Here is a 20081-nt window from a genome sequence, read left to right on the forward strand (position 1 = left end):
AACATGCGCGAATTTGATTTTACAAAAACTCCCGGAATCGCACGACTGGAACGTAACTTGGTAAACGAGGGAAGTCCTTTAGTGAGCTTTATTACTCCGTTCTATAATGCGGGACAATTTTTTATGGAAACCGCAAACTGTGTGCTAAATCAAACGTTTCCTTATTTTGAGTGGATCATTGTCAATGATGGTAGTACAAAGGAAAACGACCTGGAAATATTAGCGCAAGTGGAACAATTAGATTCGCGCATAGTTGTCTATCACAAGGTAAATGGCGGCCCTGCCGCGGCAAGAAATTATGGCATTCTTCAATCGCAAACAGAAATCATTATTCCTTTGGATGCCGATGATCTTATTGAGCCGACTTTTTGTGAATGTATTTACTGGTCATTGTACACTAATCCAGATGCAAGTTGGAGTTATACGAATAGTGTTGGTTTTTTTGAACAAGAATACTTATGGAAAAAACCCTTTATTGCAAATCAAATGAAAACCGAGAACTTACTTGTGTGTACAGCTGGTATTCGCAAGAAGGATATGATCGAATTGGGACTCTACACAGAGTCAGAGGATTATTATGATGAAGATTGGTTGTTATGGCTTAAGCTCTTGGCAAGCAGAAAATATCCTGTTCATATGGATTGGTATGGTTTTTGGTATCGGCGCACTACTGGAGGTGTAAGGGGATATCTGAGCCAAAATAAGGAGGCTCAGAAACGATCACATCAAATTATTGATAAAACCGCGAAACAAGTCGATAAAAAACTAAGGGCAGTCGAATATCCTCGTTTTAAATTAGCAGCTAATTTCTCGAAACCTTATAAATGGGATTGGAACCGAAATTCAATATTGGGTGACAATAAAACAAAAGTACTTCTCCTTCTTCCTCATATGGAAATGGGAGGAGCAGACTTATTTAATTTGGACGTCGTATCTCGAATTAACAAAAATGAATTTGAAATGTCTATAATTACCACAAATCCAACAGACTCGACATGGCGACAACGATTTGAAGAACAGGTGGTAGATCTTTTTGATCTTACTACTTTTCTGGATATCGATCAGTGGTCTGCATTTATTCATTATTTTATACATTCTCGGAGTATAGACATTCTTTTTGTTTCAAACAGCTACTTCGGATATTACTTGGTACCTTGGTTGCGTAAAGAGTTCCCTAAATTGATCATTATTGATTATGTTCATATGGAAGAATGGTATTGGCGCGCCGGAGGCTATGCAAGAACCTCGGGAGCTGCTGGAGATATCCTTGAAAAAACCTATGTATGCAATGAGCATTTGCGGCAGGTATTAATTGAATCGTTTGGTAAACAACCTAACGATGTTGAAACCTTGTATATCGGAGTAGATGAAGATGAGTTTAACCCGGACCTTATAGAAAACGGTCAAATTAGGAAAAGTTTAAAAATTGAAGAAGAACGTCCAATTGTATTATTCCCTTGTCGGGTTCACCCTCAGAAACGTCCATTTATGATGTTAAAGATTGCAAAGGCATTACGAGATAGAATTCCTAAAGTAGCTTTCGTAGTTGTAGGGGATGGCCCGCAATTGGAAGAATTACAGGAGATGATAAGAAAAGAAGGGTTGGAACGAACCGTCTATTGTGTCGGTAGACAAAGAGATGTTAGAGCGTATTACAGAGACAGTGCGGTGACTTTAATTTGCTCACTCAAAGAAGGGCTCAGTTTGACCTCATATGAATCTCTCTCGATGGGGGTACCTGTGGTAAGTTCTGACGTTGGTGGACAAAAGGAACTAATAAATGATGAGGTGGGTCGAATTCTCCCCCTCTACCAGGATGAAACGAATGATCTCGATAACCGTAATTTTGCTGAAGAGGAACTGGAACAGTATGTGCTGTCCCTTTATTATTTTTTGAATCTGACAAAAGATGAGCAAATTAAGCTTCATATAGCATGCCGACAACGAATTCAGCAAGGATTTTCAAAAAAGCAAATGATCGAGCGCCTTGAAAGTGAGCTTCGTTCCTGGAAGGCAGGTAGGGGACAGGAAAAAAGATTAGCTATTAGCACTGCTATAGAGTTGTTTCCTAATTTAGTTGAAGATTATATGGCTTTATATTCAGAATTTGAAGTTTATTCGATCCATAGCAACAGAGCGGTTCTTTTATTGGAGTATATTAAAGCTATTATTAATTTTGAGAAATCACCAATTGCTATTTTGAAAGATTTCAGAAGAATGAGTAATCGTTATTTCATGCAGCAGATTATTGCGAGATTTAAGGCAACTGCACTTGGACGGTTATTTCGTAAGGTGAGGATGGCAATTCGCTAATGGGAGGGGGTTGAGTTATGATTCCTAAAGTAAGCATAGTGGTACCTGTGTATAACGTTGAAAATTATCTAGAGATGTGCTTGGATTCATTAGTTAACCAGACACTTAAGGATATTGAAATCATCATTGTTAATGATGGTTCAACGGATCGTAGTGCTCTTATCGCTGAAAAATATACCAGAACTCATAATAATATTCATTTATATCATAAAGCAAACGGGGGGGGAGGCGAAGCGCGTAATTTTGGCATTAGATACTCTAAAGGTAAATATATAACTTTTTTGGATTCAGACGATGCCTTTGATCCGAACGCCTGTATGAAACTATATACTACAGCTGAAGAACAAAAATGTGAAATAGTTACTGGGAAATCTGTATGGTTACGAGAAAATGGGAAAATAGAGCCTGTCGATTATTATGAAAAATGGTTCAGGAAAGATCTAAGTTGGAATTTTAAAGAAGATTTATCATATTGTGCTGAGCATGTGATTGCAACCGGTAAATTATATTTAACTTCCTTATTAGTTAACCATAATATATTATTCCCGAAAATTATTGGTGAGGATGTCCCATTTTCCTTTTTTACTTTTTATTTCGCGAAAAATATAAAATTAATTGATGAAGTTGTTTATCTTCGTACGGAAAGACTTGATTTTAACAATAAATCAACAACTCAGCGACATAACTCTAAATCAATTATTGATCGGGTCGAAGGAAATCGTCTGATTCATGAATTCTGTAAAGAAAAATCCTGGGAAGGAATGTGGGAATTCTATATTCTCCACTTAAATCCTATTAATAAATCATTGTTATTGATTAAAGATCCGATTGAATTAACAAGAGCGTATTCTGCATTTAAATCGTACATTAATCAATTAGATGGGAAACAGCTCCAATTGGCAATGGAGGTATTAGGTATTGAGTCAACAAATTTTAAAGATATGACTCAGGATGAATATATATTTAAACAAGAGCTGAGATATGAATATACTTTAAGAAAAGACTGGAAAGAATTAAGGAATTGGTGTGGTGAATTAGAAAACTCAAGAAATTGGTTAGAGCAACAGCTGAGAAATTATCAAGAAGAGGTCACAAAGCAACAAGATATAATTAATGATTTAAAGCAGTGGACACATGATCTTGAGCAGGCGAAGATTTGGTTAGAAGAACAATTAACCAAGAAATAATTTGAATTTGAGCTTATCCATATTGAATTGGAGGTGAGTACCAATGAATTACAAAATAAGCATTATTATTCCCGTTTATAATGTGGGGATTTATATAAGGGAAGCATTAACTTCTATAGAACGCCAAAGTCTAAGCTTTGAGGATATAGAAGTAGTGATGGTGAATGATTGTTCCACAGATGACAGTGGTGAAATAATGAATGAGTATTCTAATAGATACTCCAATTGTATTTCAGTTCATTTAACAGAGAGAAGCGGAGCATCAGGAAAACCGAGAAACGTAGGAATCGAACGAGCCACAGGAAACTACATCATGTTCTTGGATCCAGATGACTATTATGAAGAAAATGCATGTCAATTGTTGTTTAATGCAATTGAAAGAGACCAGTCAGATTTAGTCGTTGGAAGATATCGATATGTTAATTCAAGCATGCTGGGAAAATGGCTTAAGGAAGAAAATGATTTAATTGTTGAGAATATTGATCATCACCCAGAAATATTAGAGTTATCACCAACAATATGGACTAAAATATTTAGAAGCTCCTTTATAAAGGAAAATAATATTTCTTTTCCTGAAAAAATAGTGGCGCAAGATTTAGTTTTTTATGTTCACAGCTGCTTGGCAGCACAGAAAATTTCTTTTTATAATTATATAATCTGTAACTATAGAGTTTGGGATGAATCTATCTCCAATGTATTAACATACAACTATTTTAATGGTTTAAATGAAGCTTATAAATATGCAAGAAATTTATGCATTCATTATAGAAAGCCTTACTTATACGAACATATTATTAGAAGCACATTGGAGTATGTTACGAATAAACTTGTGCAAGTGAACAATCTATCCAAACAGGAACTTCTTAACATTTTGCAGAATATGCAATGGTATTTCAAGATGGTTTCTGAATCTCAAATAATCTCAACCGAATTATGGCAGCAAGGATTAATTGATAAACTATCGAATAAGCAATATGACCAATTCCTTGAACTTAAAGATATCGTACTCAACTTTCGAACATATATACTGGAAATTGAAAAAGGGAAAAATTGGCTGGAGCAACAACTTAGTAATTATCAAACAGAGGTTGAAGGCTTAAAGAATCATGCAAAGCTTCTAGAAGAAGAGATGAAGAAGGCCAAAAGTTATGTGATGGAGTTGGAACAAGGGAAAAGCTGGCTAGAGCAACAATATAACAAAAACAAAATAGAAGTAATAGAGCTCCAAGAAAATAATTCGATATTACAAAATAATCTTAAAGCTCTACAACAACAATACGTTGAATTAAATGATCGTTTTATAGATATTACCTCCTTAGGTGGTTGGATAAAATATCATAGAAAACGAAAGTGAAAATATAATAACTCGCTTAATTTTACAGGAGGTTAATAAGATTGATTGAACTAAATTACATGAAAACACCAGGGAGAGAAATCGTAAACCCAAAACGCGACTTTAACGGAGATCCATTGATTAGCATTATCACTCCGTTCTACAATTCTGGAAAATATTTTATCGAAACTGTTAATAGTGTATTGAATCAAACGTTTCCCTATTTTGAGTGGATAATTGTAGATGATGGTAGCACGAGTGAGGTTGATATTAAATTACTTTCTGAGGTAAAGAAATTAGACAAAAGGATAAATGTATATCATAAATTAAATGGTGGGCCTGCTGCTGCCCGAAATTATGGTATCACTCAATCACAAACAGAAATTATTATTCCATTGGATGCTGACGATCTTTTAGATTCTACGTATTGTGAATGTATTTACTGGTCATTATTCACAAATCCTGATGCTAGTTGGAGTTACACGGATAGTGTAGGGTTTTTCGAACAAGAATATCTATGGAAAAAACCTTTTAACGTGAAACAAATGAAAACAGAGAACTTTCTAACTTGTACAGCAGGAATACGGAAGAAGGATCTACTTGAAGTAGGACTGTACACCGAAACAGAAGGGCATTATGACGAGGATTGGCATCTTTGGCTGAAACTTCTTGGACTGCGGAAGCGACCCGTGCATATGGGATGGTACGGTTTTTGGTATCGGCGTACCACACAGGGGGTACGTGGTTATGTCAGTTCTAACGACAATGCCCGGAAGCGTTCGAAGAATCTCATTTCCCAAGCAGCGGTTCATGTAGATGAAAGCTTGGAAGCAATTGAATATCCTCACTCTAAAGTTCAGTCAAGTTTCTCAAAGCCGTTTACATGGGAATGGGACTACAGTCCTGTTTCGAGCAAGGAAAAGACAAAAGTGTTGCTGTTGCTCCCTCACATGGTTATGGGAGGGGCAGATTTATTTAATTTGGATATTATTTCTCGAATCAATAAAGAAGAGTTCGAAATGTCTGTCATTACTACGAGTCCTGCGGAATCGACATGGCGGCAACGCTTTGAAGAGCATATAACGGATCTTTTTGATCTTACAACGTTTTTGGATGTCGATCATTGGGCAGCCTTTATTCATTATTTTATAAAGTCCCGGAATATTGATGTACTATTAGTATCGAATAGTTATTATGGATATTACTTAATACCTTGGTTACGGAAAGAATATCCGAGTCTGACGATTATTGATTATGTTCATATGGAAGAATGGTATTGGCGGGCAGGGGGATATGCGAGGACATCTGGAGCGGCAGGAGATATTATTGAAAAGACGTATGTATGCAATGAGCATCTAAGGCAGGTGCTGATCCAATCCTTTGATAAAGTCCCCGAGGACGTTGAGACAATGTATATTGGGGTTGATGAAGAAGAATATAATCCTCAACATATCGGACCTGGACAAGCTCGTCGAAGTCTCGGGATAGAAGATAATAGACCTATTGTATTATTTCCATGTAGAGTTCACCCCCAAAAGCGCCCTTTCCTAATGGTGGAAATCGCCAAGGCTTTACGTAGTAAGGTGCCTCAAGTTGCTTTTATCGTTGTTGGTGACGGTCCACAATTGGAAGAACTTCAGGAGACAATACGTAAAGAGGGACTAGAAGATACGATATACTGTGCAGGGCGCCAAAAAGATGTAAGGATATATTATAAAGACAGTGCAGTAACGTTAATCTGTTCACTTAAAGAAGGATTAAGTTTAACATCATATGAATCTCTATCGATGGGTGTACCTGTTGTAAGTTCCGATGTAGGTGGTCAAAAAGAATTAATTAATCATGAAGTAGGGAAAATTCTGCCACTACTCCAAGACGAATCAAAAGACTTGGATAGCCGTGATTTTCCGAAAGAGGAATTGGAACAATACGTTACTGCTCTTTATTATTTGTTGAAATTAACCGATGAAGAACAACAGAAGCTTCATCAAGTATGCAGGCAAAGAATTGAACAGAGCTTTACCAAAAAACAGATGGTGAAGCGTATAGAAGGGGAGTTTCGAGCATGGAAGAATGGTAAAGGGGAAGAGAAGAGGAGAGATATATCAATAGTCCTTAGTAAGGTACCTAGACTTATTGATGATTACAGTACAATTTATCAAGAATATATGAAAAAGGAACTAGAAGCAGATGAGCTATGGCGCTCAAGGCTTCAATTTCAGGAAATGTTTCTTACCAAAGAATCCAACTTTCCAGATCTTCAAAATGAGCCATTGGCAAATGATTTTGCAATACAAGAACTTCAGCGAATTTATAACATGAGAACGTGGAGGATTTTGGAGAAATATCGTAAGTTTATGGATGGCTCAGCAGGAAAATATTTAGGGAAAGTAAGGGATTTAATTATTAGAAAATAATGTGATGTATATAAACAAAACAGATTTTTAATGTATTCTTGTAGGTTATTAAGGAGAAATTCGGCTCGGAATAGAGTGAAGTGGGTGAATAATTATGATCAAGGAACAAATTAAATCTAAAAATGCTGTATATTGGATTGTTATCACATTCGTATTTTTATTTGTCATATATTTTTTGCAACGGATTACATTAGCTCCTAATATGTTGGATGATTTCAGCGCAATACATGAATCCATTGACCTTAGCAGTCCAAGAATTGCCCGTGGATTGTTGTGGGTGTTTTTTTCACATTATCTCTATACCATACCTTTAGCTGTTGCCCATCTAATTATTGGGTTATTACATGTATTAAATGGTTTGTTGGTAGTTTGGTTGGTATATCGACTATGGGGTCATACACTACATCAAATATTTGCTCCTGTAATTTTTTTGTTTTTTGTAGGAAATCCGATTCTTTCAGACAATTTGTTATGGATTCTAGCGGGATACCCAGTAGTTACTCTACTCATGGCGCTTCTTTCAGCCCATTATTTGCTGACAATGTTAAATAGGAGTGAAAGAAGATATAGCATATTGTTTGTGATTTTTTCATCTCTTGCATATTTCAGTAATGAACAAGGCTTATTGATGTTGCCTTTATATTTGTTGGTTATATTTATAAAACAATCTAACCTCTTTAGCCGAAAAAATCCTAAGCAGGGTGTTTATCTTTTCTTAAAAGTGACATTCCTGTGGATTTCTCCCTATATCGCATATCGACTATTTTTGTTTATTTTTTTCGGAACTACCGCAGCAACGCAACCATATGAACGTAATTATGATCCTATTATCATTTTAAAAAGTTATATGTTGATGATCAAGGATTTTGCTTATTCTTTTCCTATTAGCAATATATTGATTGCGATTTTTTCTATGATTATATTAATTCTCCTTTTATTTTTAATTAGAAAGAAGGAAGGAAAGATTTTCATTGTTACTTCCTCTCAACTTCTAAATTTAGCTTTGCTAGGATTATTTGTTCTTTTTCTTATGGGTCCGTTTTCTTTGCTAGGAGGATGGTTGGAGTTCAGATTTTTATATATTCCTGGAGAATTATTTATGGTAGGGATTATAGTACTATTAGGATTTATTTTTTCGGATTTACAAGGGTATACTAATAAAGATATATTTAAAAAGGCGTTTTTGATTGCTATGACACTTTTTTTAATTAGTGTCACATTTCAGTCACTTGCAGAATACAATCGGCTAACTTTAAAACCGATCGAAGGCATATCCAATTATATAAACCGTTTCTTACTAAACCAACAGAAATTCAATGTTTTACCTCCATTGTCTACCGTCGTAGTCAGCATTTCTCAACCTAGTTATCTTACACCTCAATATTTATTTGGTGGAGGGGCTGTATATACTTTGAAAGCACCGTGGGTACCCGAAGGTATGCAAAAATCCGGCTTGGTTCCAACTAATGTTTCTAGTTTACACATTGTTAGCAATATAAAAATGGAAAATAAGAATGCAGTAGTTATAAATGATGGTAGTATTGATATTAATTTATTTAAAGAAAGTGTCAAAAAAGGAGGTCTCTACTGTTATATTTATGATGGTGATACTTTTCAAAAGGTTTCAGCTGAAAGATTTGTGCTGATGCAACAGGACAATATAATAATGATTGATATTCCATTAAAATAATACTGTTTTGATTAAATTTAAGAATATGGAGGGGAATGTAATGAAGGTACTTGTGACCGGCGGTGCTGGATTTATAGCCTCTCACATTGTCGATCAGCTTATAGAGCTAGGGCATCAAGTTGTCATTTTTGATAATTTTTCAACAGGTAATTCTGAGTATATTAATCCTAAAGCAAAAGTATATACTATGGATATTTTGGATCATCAATTAGTGGAATTTTTTGTTAAAGAATCTGCCGAGGTAATAATTCATCATGCTGCACAGATAGATATCCAACATTCTATAAAGAATCCGATCAAAGATGCAAATATTAATATTAATGGGACTATCAATGTTTTAGAAGCTTCTATAAAAGCAGGCGTTAGAAAGATTATCTATGCCTCTTCAGCTGCTGTCTACGGCGTTCCATCTTACTTGCCTATAGACGAGAGTCATTTAATAAAGCCAATATCTTATTATGGAATATCTAAACATACACCTGAGCATTACATAGAGGTTTATGCTAACCTATATGACCTGGACTATACAATCCTTAGATATGCTAATGTGTTTGGCACTAGACAAGATTATAGAGGAGAAGGAGGAGTCATATCCGTTTTTATAGATAATTTATTGAATGGACGAACTCCTGTCATATTCGGCAATGGCCAGCAAACTCGTGATTTTATATATGTCAAAGATGTTGTTCGAGCTAATATATATGCTTTAAATAAAGGTTTTCGGAATATATACAATGTGAGTTCCAATAAACAAACAACTATTAAAGAATTATTGTACCGAGTGAGTGATATATGTGGAAAACCTTTCTCAGTTTCGTACCTTCCCGCTCGAGGAGGGGAAATTGTGGATAGCTGCTTAGAAAATAATAAGGCCTTAAGAGAACTTAATTGGAAACCTATTTACACTCTTGAAGATGGTTTGAAGGAAACATATGAGTATTATAGGGGAAATTTCCATAAATAATCTAATAGTGAAAAGTAGGGGAAGTTTTGAATACTGGCGAGATGAAATTTATAAGAATCATATTATTTTCACTATTTTTCTTTGTTTCTTTTTATATATTTTATAATCAAACCCACTCTGTTGATATCACTAAATATCCATCTGATTTACCAACTCATATTGTATTAGCGGAGGAATGGATTCGAGGAGATGTGAATATTCCTCACCCCATTTTTCATATTACAATTTTTCTACTTTCAAAAATTCTTTTTTTGAAAATGATTGATGTTGCTCCATTGTTATTGGCATTCATGGTTATATTTAGTCAATTTATTATGCTTAAGATCCTCCGACGTTATCTTGGTAAGTTACATTCTGAAAAAACTTTGCTTTATATTTTAACCGGACTTTTTCTTATATCTGCAATCTGGTTACCGATGTTCAGCAAATATATATATCTAGGGCAAGGTACTATGAATATATGGCATAATCCAACGATTATCATGTTAAAACCTGTTATATTGCTCGCCTTTTTGTTGTGTATTGATCTTATACAAAATCAAAATAACAGGTTGCGTAATATTATTCTTGTAGGGTTTTTATTATGTTTAAGTGTATTAATAAAGCCAAATTTCATTCTTGTTTTCTTACCAGCACTTGTTATTTTTTTTGTGATTAAACGTTCTGAATTAAAACTTTCACAATTTTGGAAATCACTTTGGTTATTCATCCCTGTAGTGATAATTCTACTTATACAATATTTAAGTTCGTACGGTGATGATTCTGATGCAGCGGTGCAGGTGAAATATTTGGTTGTTTGGAAACTATACTCTCCTCATCCTCTTGTATCCGTGTTACTGACTATAGGATTTCCATTAGGAGTATTATTATTTCGGTATAAAAAAGTAAAGGAAAATAATTTTTTATTAGTTTCTTGGTTTGGTCTAATTTTTGGGGTATTACAGTACGCCTTTCTTGCAGAGGGTGGTGAAAGATTTGCAGATGCTAATTTCTCTTGGGGCATGCAAAGTATTTTACCTATGTTATTCATATTTTCAATTATCGAATTCTTTAAGTGGAGTTCCGAAATTCAAGATGAAGGGAAACATTATCGTTTTACAGTTGTGAGTGTTCTATTGTCGCTCCATGTGATTTCTGGATTGTATTATACGTTGAAAATTATTACAGGAGAAGCATTTGGATAATTGGGGTAATGAAGGGGGAATACGATGATTACTATTTTATCTATTATTATACCGGTCTACAATAGTAAGGATGGTTTGGAGGAACTTTATCAAAGACTAAGTGAAATTCTTGATAAAGAGGCTTTGACGTTTGAGGTTATTTTGATTGATGATCATAGCAAAGACGGAAGTTATGAGGTTTTGAAAAGAATTCATGATAAAGATCATCGATTTAAAGTGATTCAATTAATGAGAAACTTCGGTCAGCATAACGCAATTATGTGCGGTTTCAATCATGCATCTGGTAAATATATTCTTACTATGGATGACGATTTGCAAAATCCCCCAGAAGAAATTCCTAGACTTCTTAGAGAAATCGAAAAAGGTTATGATGCCGTAATTGGTAGACCGATAGAGAAAAAACATGCAAAGTATAGGAATCTTGGAAGCCATATGATAGGAAAGTGCTACGAAATTATCTTTAAAAAACCCTCTGATTTAGCAATGTCTAGTTTCAGGATTCTGACTAAATCATTAGTTGAGTCCATTATAGCTTCTAAAGGCCCCAATCCAATGATTGACGCATTAATCTTAAGTAATACTACAAATATAATAAATCTAAATGTTCAACATGATATAAGGAAACATGGGATTTCAAATTATTCATTTAAGAAAAGCTATAAACTTGCTTTAAACTTACTTGTAAATTATTCTACTATTCCTCTTCAATTTATAAGTATTAATGGTTTTATTTTTGCTATTATTGGACTGCTTATTGCTGTTTATGTTGTGTTTGCAAAATTATTCGGTTGGATCCAGGAGGTGGGATGGGCAAGTATAATCGCATTAATCAGTGTATTTTCAGGACTTATTCTTATTTCATTCGGAGTGGTAGGAGAGTACTTGATCCGCATTATTGGGGAAGCGTCCCATTTTAGACAATATTCTATAAGAGAGTCTTCTTTTGATGTTGATCGAGATGAGTCTTACTAAATGATAAGTTTTAAAATAACATAGCGATTAATTGGAGTGATTAAACAAATGTACGAAATTATTGAGACTCCATGGGACGAGCGTGCCTTTGGATTTAAAACTTATGAGATAAAAAAAATATCAGAGGAACTTTTTTCTTCTTTGCAAGATATAAATGGTCATTTTACAGTTAAAATAAATCCTACAGAATCAAAGGAGATATTGCATAAGTACGGTTTTTATTACTGTGACACTTTGATCGAGCCATTTTGTTACAAAGAATCATTCAGACCTGTTTATAATTCTTTGATCTCTATAAATGAATGTACAGATCTAAGTGGCATATTAGAGATGTGTTATGACACTTTCTCCTACGATCGTTTCCATCGTGATTTTATTATTCAAGATACTAAAGCAGATCAGCGATATGTGAATTGGCTGGAGGATATTTATTGTGAAGGTTTAGTTTATTTACTAGTATATGATGGAGAAACAGCGGGATTTTTTGCAACAAAAAATGATAAAATTCTCTTACATGCATTATCACAAAAATATAGGGGAAAGGGCCTGGCAAAGTATTTCTGGAGTGCGGCATGCGGAGCACTTTATGATTCTGGTTACACTAGCCTAGAAAGTTCAATATCTGCTGCGAATTTAGCTATACTAAACGTTTATAGTACACTGGGATTTTCCTTTCGTAACCCAGTCGACATTTACCATAGAAGTTCTTCACTCATACTATAATAGTATACTTCTGTCGCCAATAATTACGAATCGACCAACTCGCGTGATTGTGTTATGTTGAGAAGAGGGCATTTATAGATAAATACAGAGGAGTTGAACTGGAAGATAAATTATGGGATATCTATATATATTTGGAACAATTATCTTTACGGTATACGGGCAATTAATGTTAAAATGGCGGATATCAAAATTCGGAAGTCTACCTGATGGTACGACTGAGAAATTGTTATTTTTAGTTAAAGTACTCTTAGACCCGTTAATACTTACTGGGTTTGTCTCAGCTTTTGTTGCTTCTATCTTTTGGATGGCGGCTATGACTAAATTCAATATTAGTTTTGCTTATCCTTTTATGAGTTTATCCTTTGTACTTGTTTTTATCTTTTCTATATTCTTATTCAAAGAACCGGTCACCGCATATAAGCTTGTTGGGTTATCCTTTGTGGTGATCGGAATAATAATATCGAGTAGGTCGATGACATGATTCCATTTAATATACCTGCTGTGACAGGTAAAGAAACGGTATATATACAAGATGCGATTACTAAAGGAAAGTTGTCGGGTGATGGTGTATATACAAAGAAATGCCATGAGTGGTTTGAGTCTCATTTTTCTGCACGAAAGGCATTGTTGACTACATCTTGCACTCATGCACTAGAGATGGCTGCAATTTTGCTAGGTATCGAACAGGGCGATGAAGTAATTATGCCATCATATACCTTCGTATCGACAGCAAACGCTTTTGTTCTTCGTGGTGCGAAGATTGTGTTTATTGATGTTAGCCCTGATACCATGAATATGGATGCCGAATTAATTGAGCAAGCTATTACTGAAAAAACCAGGGCTATAGTCCCGGTTCATTACGCAGGTGTTGCTTGTGATATGGATAGGATTATGGCTTTAGCAGAGAAATATAATCTGTTTGTAGTAGAAGATGCTGCTCAAGGTATGATGAGTACTTACAAGGGGCGCTATTTAGGTACTATTGGTCATATTGGATGCTACAGTTTTCATGAAACAAAGAATTATAATTGTGGCGAAGGTGGAGCATTAATCATTAATGACGATCGATTTATTGATCGAGCGGAAATAATACGTGAAAAAGGGACTAATCGTTCACGTTTTTTTAGAGGCCAAATCGATAAATATTCATGGGTTGATCTTGGTTCATCCTATCTGCCCAGTGAAATAAACGCTGCATTTTTGTATGCTCAACTTGAACAAGCCGAAGAAATAAATTCTTATCGTCTAGATTGTTGGATAACATATTATAAGGGTTTACAAGAATTGATGAAAAGTGGTCGTATTGCTTTGCCGACTATACCGGATAATTACGAGCACAATGCCCACATGTTTTATATCAAAACAGCTAATATACAAGAAAGAACAAAACTAATAGAATATTTGAAAAAAAATGAAATATACTCAGTCTTTCATTATATACCGCTTCATAGTTCGGAAGCCGGTGGGATGTTTGGAAGAATGTCTGGAGAAGATAGATATACAAGTGTTGAAAGCGAGCGCCTTGTGCGTTTGCCGCTTTATTATGGTTTGGCTTTAGAGGATATCGAGTATGTCATCAAAAATATTATTAACTTTTATGAACATAATTAGGAGGTGAAGTTGTGAAAGGTATTATACTCGCTGGAGGAACTGGGTCACGACTATTCCCTCTCACAAAGGTGACTAATAAGCACTTATTGCCTGTTGGTAAATATCCGATGATTTTTCATTCAATAGCAAAATTAAAAGAATCAAATATTAATGATGTATTAATTGTAACAGGAAAAGACCATATGGGCGATGTTGTTAATTTGTGTGGTAGTGGTAAGGATTTTAATATGTCCTTTACATATAGAGTCCAAGATGAGGCGGGAGGAATAGCCCAGGCACTTGGCTTGGCGGAACCGTTTGTGAATGATGATCAAATGGTTGTCATTTTAGGCGATAATGTATTTTCTGATAGTATAAGCTTCTATGTCGAGAATTTTAAAGTCCAGGGTATCGGAGCCAAAATTCTTATACAAGAAGTTCATGATCCTAATCGTTATGGAGTACCGGAGCTCTTAGGGGATAAAATCATTTCAATTGAAGAAAAACCTAAAGAGCCTAAGAATAATTTTGCTGTAACCGGAATATATATGTACGACAAGCAAGTATTTGATATTATTAAGATTTTAAAGCCTTCAGGACGCGGGGAACTTGAAATAACAGATGTGAACAATGCATATATTTCAAAGGATCAACTCACGTATGATATCCTTCCAGGTTGGTGGACCGATGCAGGAACTCATGCATCGTTAGCCAAGGCAAACCACCTCGCAGAGGGGATTTCGTTTGGAGAAGAGTTTGGAAAAATAAAAATCTAGTCAGTGGGTGTATCAATGAAAATTATACCGACCCATATTCATGAAGTTTTGCTTATTGAACCTAATGTCATTGTAGATCATCGCGGTTTTTTTATGGAAAGTTATAATGAACACAAATTTAAAGAAAATGACATCCATATTCAATTTGTTCAAGATAATCATTCGTTATCAGTGGAGACGGGGTTATTGAGAGGCCTGCATTATCAACTGAATCCTAAAGCACAAACTAAGTTAGTCAGAGTGATAGCTGGGTCCATATATGATGTTGTTGTGGATATTCGGAAGGGCTCTGATACCTTTGGACAATGGGTAGGAGTTGTGCTAAGCGCAAGTAATAAGCGTCAAATTCTAGTTCCGAAAGGTTTTGCTCATGGTTTTTGTACACTGGAGCCCAATACAGAAGTTTTATATAAAGTCGATGACTTTTATTCATTAGAACATGATCGTGGAATATTATGGAATGACCCGGGCCTTGCTATTGATTGGCCTGTTACAGATCCAATACTGTCCAATAAAGACGAAAAACATCCCTGCTTAAAGGATGCAGAAGTGAATTTTTAGCTTTGGAGGATATTCAATGAAACTGTTAATCACCGGCGGTGCCGGCTTTATTGGAAGCAACTTTGTGCTTTATATGGCCAAGAATTATCCCGGCTATACGATCATTAATGTTGATGCCCTGACTTATGCGGGTAACCTGGAAAATCTTCGTTCGGTCGAGCAGCACCCGAACTACCGCTTCGTCAAAGCGGATATCGCGGACCGTGCGGCGCTGGAGCCTTTGTTCGCAGAGGGCGTCGATGTTGTCGTGAATTTTGCCGCGGAATCGCATGTGGACCGCAGTATTCTGGAGCCGGAGATTTTCGTCCGCACGAATATTATGGGAACCCAGACCTTGCTCGACCTGGCGAAGAAGTATAACATCACCAAATTCGTTCAGGTGTCCACCGATGAGGTGTACGGCACACTCGGTGACACAGGTCTCTTCACGGAGGAGACGCCTCTTGCTGCGAACAGCCCATATTCCGCCAGCAAAGCAGGCGCGGATCTCCTTGTTCGCGCGTATCACGAAACATTCGGCATGAATGTCAATATTACGCGCTGCTCCAACAATTACGGACCGTATCAATTCCCGGAGAAGCTTATTCCGCTGATGATTCAGAATGCCCTCAATGACAAACCGCTCCCCGTGTACGGCGATGGTCTGAATGTCCGTGACTGGCTGTATGTGGAGGACCACTGCAGCGCGATTGACCTGGTGCTGCATAATGGACGTCCAGGAGAGGTCTATAATGTCGGCGGCAATAATGAGCGCAATAATCTACAGGTGGTCAGAACGATTCTGGCCGAGCTGGGCAAGCCGGAATCGCTTATCACTTATGTTACGGACCGTCTTGGCCACGACCGGCGTTATGCGATCGATGCCGACAAAATCCGCAATGAGCTGGGCTGGAAGCCGAAATACGACTACGAGAACGGCATCAAGGAAACGGTTCGCTGGTATTTGAATCACAGCGACTGGATGGAGCAAATTCTCTCCGGTGCCTACCAGGATTATTTCAAAACGCAGTACGGCGACCGCCTGGGGACAAAGTCATGACAACAGCGCCGAACCTGAAGATTCTTGTCACCGGCGCTAATGGTCAATTGGGCGCGGAGCTCGTTCATCTCTCTGCAGAAGGCTTCACCATTCAAGGCTATGGCCGTGATGTGCTTGACATCACGAGCCTTGCGCAGTGCCGGGAGGTGCTGGCCCGACTCCAACCGGATGCTGTTATCCACTGCGCCGCCTATACCGCCGTTGACAAGGCCGAGTCCGAACCGGACGAGGCCTTTCGCGTGAATGCGGCCGGAACACGGAATTTGGCCATTGCGTCCAGAGAAATCGGAGCCAAGCTGTGCTACATCAGCACCGACTATGTGTTCGACGGCACAAGCGTGATTCCTTACAACGAAATCGACAACACGAACCCCCGTACCGTGTACGGCAAGTCGAAGCTTGCCGGTGAGCAGGCGGTCACGTCTTTGCATGACCGCTATTTTATCGTCCGTACCTCATGGGTGTACGGCAAATACGGCAATAATTTTGTGAAAACAATGCTCAAGCTTGGCAGCGAGAAGGACCAGCTGAAGGTGGTGCACGACCAGATCGGCTCGCCTACTTATACGCTGGATTTGGCGCATTTTCTGCTGGAGCTTGTCCGGACGGAATGCTACGGCATTTATCATGCCTCCAATACAGGCGTATGCTCCTGGTTCGATTTCGCCGCGGCGATCTTCGAGGAGAGCGGCTCCGCCATCAAGCTTGAGCCCTGCACGACAGAAGATTTCCCGCGTCCCGCACCCAGACCTGCCTACTCCGTGATGGACCATTCATCCATTCGGGTAAACGGTCTGAGTGACCTTCGGCCCTGGCGGGAGGCGTTAATTCATTTTCTAAAGGATGATCAGTAATGAGCCCAGCTGCGGCGACCGCCAGTGTATGCATCGTAACCTATAACAGTGCTTCCGATATCCAGCGATGCATTCAAGCTGTCCTGCAGCAGTCGCATCCGGTCGCAGGAATTGTCGTGGTGGATAATGCCTCAACCGACAATACCTGCGACATTGTTCGCGGTTTCCAGGAATCGACAGTCAGGCTTGTCGCCAACCGTGATAATGTCGGATTCGCAGCCGGACAGAACCAGGCCATTAAGCAGACGGATTCCGACTATGTGCTTGTGCTGAATCCTGATGTGGAGCTCGGAACGGACTACATAGCCTGCATTGTGAAATTTATGGATCAGCATCCTGAGGTCGGCAGCGTGACAGGCCAGCTGGTGCTGGCGGCCCGTCCGGACATCATGGACAGCGCCGGTATCGACATGGGCGGCACGCGCAGAGCCTGGGACCTCGGCGGCGGGGAACCGGCTGCGCAGTGGGAGGAGTCCCGGTATATTTTTGGGGTATCCGGTGCGGCATCGGTTTACCGGCGTCGGATGGTGGAGGATATCAGCATGGACGGGCAGTTCTATGACGAGTCCTATTTTGCTTACAAAGAAGACGTTGACGTGGCATGGCGGGCCCAGCTGCTGGGCTGGAAGTCGTATTATCTCGCGGAAGCCAAAGCGCTTCATGAGCGGGGCTGGAAGTACGAGGGACGCCGCAGCCGCATGCAGATCCCGCTATTTCTCAGACGCCATTCGTATCAGAACCGGATATTTACCATCATTAAGAATGAGCCTGCGGGCTGGAAAATGTTTCTGTCGATTCCGCGATTAATCGGTCTTGAATTCGTTCAAGTCGGGTATATATTACTGTTGGAGCAGGGCTTATTGCGGTGCTGGGCGACAATTCTCCGCCGCATGCCGGAGCTTCTCAGGCAGCGGAGCGCTCTCTGGCGCCGGATTGCTGAAAGAAAAAGGTAAAACCTAACAAATTTCAAGGTTGGTTCCCTCTCGTTTTTTTGATACAATACTGGTAGATTCGTCATTCGAATACTAGATAGTAAGGACTGAGAGACTTATGATCCGACAGAACCAACGATTTCTGACTCAAATATATGTACTCGCGGATCTCTTGTGCACCCTGATTATGTTCTTGGCCGCGTACTGGCTGAAGTTCAACAGCGGGCTCCTGTCGCATTATAATAATCTCCCACTCAAAAGCTATCTCCTCTGGGGCACCATCTATTCATTCGCCGCCATTCTTGTTGGCTTTTACGTGCGTTTCTACGCGCCGCGGCGCCGCAAGAGCTTCTCCTACGATATTCTCAAAATCTTCCAGGTACATGGCTTAAGCTTCCTTGGCCTGCTCAGCTTGCTGTTTATTGCCAAAGAAGTTCATATATCGCGTGAGTTTCTGGCCATCTTCATAGCTGCCAATATTATGGGCATGATCATTTACCGCTATGCCGTGAAGAGCATTCTGACACGTCTCCGCCGCAAAGGGTTCAACAGACGTTATGTGCTCATTCTCGGCGCAGGCTCGGTGGGGCGCAGCTTCTACGACAGTCTGAAGCAGCATCCCGAGCTCGGCTATGAGGCGATCGGCTTCCTGGATGATTTCCAGACTGAGCATGCAGCCGAGCACAACGGGCTGAAGCCCATTATCGGGACTACAGACCAGCTGGATGAAATGTTGAATAAGTTTATGATCGATGAGGTCATCATTGCGCTTCCGCTCAAGGCCCATAAGAAATATGCGACGATTATCGATCAATGCGAGAAAACGGGCGTCAAGACGCTCATTATTCCCGATTTCTTCGATATGCTCCCGGCGCGTCCCTTCTTCGACAATTTTGCGGGTATCCCGCTGATTAATGTTCGCGACATTCCGCTCGATGAGCTGAGCAACCGGCTTCTGAAGCGGGCGTTCGATATTGTGTTTTCCCTGTTTGCCATCACGATTGTCTCACCGATCATGCTCATGGTATATATCGGCATTAAGCTGACATCGCCCGGGCCTGTCCTGTTCAAGCAGGAGCGGATGGGGCTGGATCGGCGCACATTCAATATGTACAAGTTCCGCTCCATGCATATCTCGGATCCCGGCACCTCGGATACGCAGTGGACGGTGGAAAATGATCCGCGCCGGACACGCTTCGGCAGCTTTATCCGCAGAACGAGTCTGGACGAGCTTCCGCAGTTCTTCAATGTGCTTGTGGGACATATGAGCGTCGTCGGTCCAAGGCCGGAACGCCCTTTCTTCGTAGAGCAGTTCAAAGAGGAAATTCCGAAATATATGGTGAAGCACCATATTCGTCCCGGCATTACCGGCTGGGCGCAAACCAACGGGCTGCGCGGCGATACATCCATACAGGACCGCATTATGCATGATCTGTTCTACATCGAGAACTGGACCTTTTTCTTCGACCTCAAAATCATCGTGAAGACGATAACGAAAGGTCTTGTTAATAAAAATGCATACTGACACAGCAGTGATGACATCAGG

The 20081-nt window shown here is 38.9% G+C and carries 17 protein-coding genes; all 17 read left to right on the forward strand.

The window, feature by feature from the left end; genetic code table 11:
* Window positions 1-3: 3 nt before the first annotated feature.
* The 17 genes from AC0YOB_RS17440 to AC0YOB_RS17520 all read left to right on the forward strand — a co-directional run bounded on the left by AC0YOB_RS17440 (window position 4) and on the right by AC0YOB_RS17520 (window position 20060).
* Entirely contained in the window at window positions 4-2313 is a 2310-nt protein-coding gene (locus tag AC0YOB_RS17440) for a glycosyltransferase (protein WP_475793860.1), read from the forward strand.
* Window positions 2314-2330: 17 nt separating this feature from the next.
* On the forward strand, window positions 2331-3500 hold the full coding sequence (locus AC0YOB_RS17445) for a glycosyltransferase family 2 protein (protein WP_475793861.1): 1170 nt from the start codon (window positions 2331-2333) through the stop codon (window positions 3498-3500).
* A gap of 43 nt (window positions 3501-3543) precedes the next feature.
* On the forward strand, window positions 3544-4854 hold the full coding sequence (locus AC0YOB_RS17450) for a glycosyltransferase family 2 protein (RefSeq protein WP_475793862.1): 1311 nt from the start codon (window positions 3544-3546) through the stop codon (window positions 4852-4854).
* A 41-nt stretch (window positions 4855-4895) separates the two neighbouring features.
* Window positions 4896-7250 carry a glycosyltransferase gene (locus tag AC0YOB_RS17455; protein ID WP_475793863.1) on the forward strand — a complete coding sequence of 785 codons (2355 nt, stop codon included), beginning with the start codon at window positions 4896-4898 and terminating at the stop codon, window positions 7248-7250.
* A 94-nt stretch (window positions 7251-7344) separates the two neighbouring features.
* A complete protein-coding gene (locus AC0YOB_RS17460) occupies window positions 7345-8940 on the forward strand; it encodes a hypothetical protein (protein ID WP_475793864.1) in 1596 nt (531 codons plus the stop codon).
* 40 nt (window positions 8941-8980) lie between these two features.
* Window positions 8981-9904 (forward strand): NAD-dependent epimerase/dehydratase family protein, encoded by a 924-nt coding sequence (locus AC0YOB_RS17465; RefSeq protein ID WP_475793865.1) that lies wholly within the window; start codon window positions 8981-8983, stop codon window positions 9902-9904.
* A gap of 26 nt (window positions 9905-9930) precedes the next feature.
* Entirely contained in the window at window positions 9931-11088 is a 1158-nt protein-coding gene (locus AC0YOB_RS17470; protein ID WP_475793866.1) for a hypothetical protein, read from the forward strand.
* 24 nt (window positions 11089-11112) lie between these two features.
* Window positions 11113-12060, forward strand: coding sequence for a glycosyltransferase family 2 protein (locus AC0YOB_RS17475; RefSeq protein ID WP_475793867.1), 948 nt, complete (start codon window positions 11113-11115; stop codon window positions 12058-12060).
* A gap of 48 nt (window positions 12061-12108) precedes the next feature.
* On the forward strand, window positions 12109-12783 hold the full coding sequence (locus AC0YOB_RS17480; RefSeq protein WP_475793868.1) for an N-acetyltransferase family protein: 675 nt from the start codon (window positions 12109-12111) through the stop codon (window positions 12781-12783).
* Between the two features lie 112 nt (window positions 12784-12895).
* Window positions 12896-13264: an EamA family transporter gene (locus AC0YOB_RS17485; protein ID WP_475793869.1), complete on the forward strand. Its 369-nt coding sequence runs from the start codon at window positions 12896-12898 to the stop codon at window positions 13262-13264.
* Window positions 13261-14394, forward strand: coding sequence for a dTDP-4-amino-4,6-dideoxygalactose transaminase (gene rffA, locus AC0YOB_RS17490; protein WP_475793870.1), 1134 nt, complete (start codon window positions 13261-13263; stop codon window positions 14392-14394). The genes AC0YOB_RS17485 and rffA overlap by 4 nt, the downstream gene beginning before the upstream one ends.
* Before the next feature lie 11 nt (window positions 14395-14405).
* On the forward strand, window positions 14406-15149 hold the full coding sequence (locus tag AC0YOB_RS17495) for a sugar phosphate nucleotidyltransferase (RefSeq protein WP_475793871.1): 744 nt from the start codon (window positions 14406-14408) through the stop codon (window positions 15147-15149).
* A gap of 15 nt (window positions 15150-15164) precedes the next feature.
* Window positions 15165-15710 carry a dTDP-4-dehydrorhamnose 3,5-epimerase gene (gene rfbC, locus AC0YOB_RS17500; RefSeq protein WP_475793872.1) on the forward strand — a complete coding sequence of 182 codons (546 nt, stop codon included), beginning with the start codon at window positions 15165-15167 and terminating at the stop codon, window positions 15708-15710.
* 16 nt (window positions 15711-15726) lie between these two features.
* Window positions 15727-16749 (forward strand): dTDP-glucose 4,6-dehydratase, encoded by a 1023-nt coding sequence (gene rfbB, locus AC0YOB_RS17505; protein WP_475793873.1) that lies wholly within the window; start codon window positions 15727-15729, stop codon window positions 16747-16749.
* Window positions 16750-16763: 14 nt separating this feature from the next.
* Entirely contained in the window at window positions 16764-17603 is an 840-nt protein-coding gene (gene rfbD / locus AC0YOB_RS17510) for a dTDP-4-dehydrorhamnose reductase (RefSeq protein ID WP_475793934.1), read from the forward strand.
* Window positions 17603-18556, forward strand: coding sequence for a glycosyltransferase family 2 protein (locus tag AC0YOB_RS17515; RefSeq protein WP_475793874.1), 954 nt, complete (start codon window positions 17603-17605; stop codon window positions 18554-18556). Before rfbD ends, AC0YOB_RS17515 begins: the two co-directional genes overlap by 1 nt.
* Before the next feature lie 97 nt (window positions 18557-18653).
* The gene (locus AC0YOB_RS17520) at window positions 18654-20060 is read left to right on the forward strand and encodes an undecaprenyl-phosphate glucose phosphotransferase (RefSeq protein WP_475769832.1); all 1407 of its coding nucleotides are present in this window, start codon (window positions 18654-18656) and stop codon (window positions 20058-20060) included.
* Window positions 20061-20081: the final 21 nt, after the last annotated feature.

This window comes from Paenibacillus sp. JT31N17 (assembly GCF_056269255.1).